Consider the following 1,294-nt stretch of genomic DNA (forward strand, 5'->3'; position numbering starts at 1 on the left):
GTGCCCTTGGGGAAGTACTGGCGCAGTAGTCCGTTGGTGTTCTCGTTCGTGCCGCGTTGCCAGGGGGACTGCGGATCGGCGAAGAACACCGGGATGCCCGTCTCGACCGTGAACTGTGCGTGAGCGGACATCTCCTTGCCGCGATCCCAGGTCAACGACCTCGCCAGTTGGGCGGGCAGCGTCGACATCGTGCTCGCCAGCGCGTTCTTCATCGTGATCGCGCCATAGCCGGCCAGCGCGGGGCCGTTCTTGGGTGTTTCCTTGTGTCGGTATCCCTTCTCACGGGGGAGGTGGACCAGCATCGTGAACCTGGTCGTGCGGTCGACGACGGTGCCAATCGCTGAGCGCTCGAGCCCAATCAGCAGGTCGCCCTCCCAATGGCCGGGAACAGCTCGGTCTCCGGCTTCTGCGGGACGTTCGCTGATCAGCGTTCCAGCAGTGACGTGCGCCCAAGTCTTGCGGCGTGACCGTTCCCGCGGCGCGCGCAGCGCCCGGCCCGTGCGCAGACACCAGACAAGCTCGCGTTTGAGCGCGCCGCGGCCCTGAATGTAGAGGGATTGGTAGATCGCCTCGTGACTGATGCGCATGGACTCATCATCGGGGAAGTCGAGCCTCAACCGGTTGCTGATCTGCTCCGGACTCCACGCCGTGGACCACCCGCGGTGCTTACGGTGGGGCTTGTTGATCCCCGTGAACCGTGGAGGCTCGGGACCGATTATCACCTTGCCATCAGGCGTGGCGATCTGCCCCGATAATCGGTCCTGGACGTAGGTATGCAACCGCACGTTCGTGACCAGCTTCGCCGCCTTCGGGCGTTTCGCGGCCATGTCGGCCTTCCACTGCGCAACCGACGCTCGATACCCGCGACTTCCGTAGCGGACGGCCGCATTCCGGCGCAGCTCACGGGAGATCGTCCCCGGGTTACGGCCTAGAGTTCGAGCGATCTCGCGCACGCCGCGTCCCTGAGCACGCAGGAATGCGATCTCCTCACGCTCAGCGAACGACAGGTAGCGTCCGGTTGGCGTGAACTTCAGATCGAATGGAGGCATGCCGCCAGCGTGGCGGAACCATCGCTGACCGACAGCTTGCGCCACGCCGACCACGGCAGCAGCCTCGATGGGCAATAGCCCCTTGGCGATCTCCGCCCAGAACGCCGCCTCGACATGCCGTTGGAACTTCGGATGCCCAGGGGACCGAAGCTTCGGTCGCTCCGCCCGATCTGCTGCCTGCTGACGACGAACCATCTGACACCTCCCGATCGAGGTGTTGCGACGACCAGTTGAATCCGCCTTGA

At 64.8% G+C, this 1,294-nt stretch carries 1 protein-coding gene; it reads right to left on the reverse strand.

Features of this window, described 5'->3' with window-relative positions; genetic code table 11:
* Window positions 1-1,244, reverse strand: a 1,244-nt coding sequence (locus tag RF637_RS13785; RefSeq protein WP_368845124.1) for an IS30 family transposase, incomplete at its 3' end; no start/stop codon positions are given.
* Between the last annotated feature and the right edge of the window lie 50 nt (window positions 1,245-1,294).

Origin of the sequence: Kocuria sp. CPCC 204721, from assembly GCF_040980945.1 — a bacterium.
Lineage (GTDB): Bacteria > Actinomycetota > Actinomycetes > Actinomycetales > Micrococcaceae > Kocuria > Kocuria marina.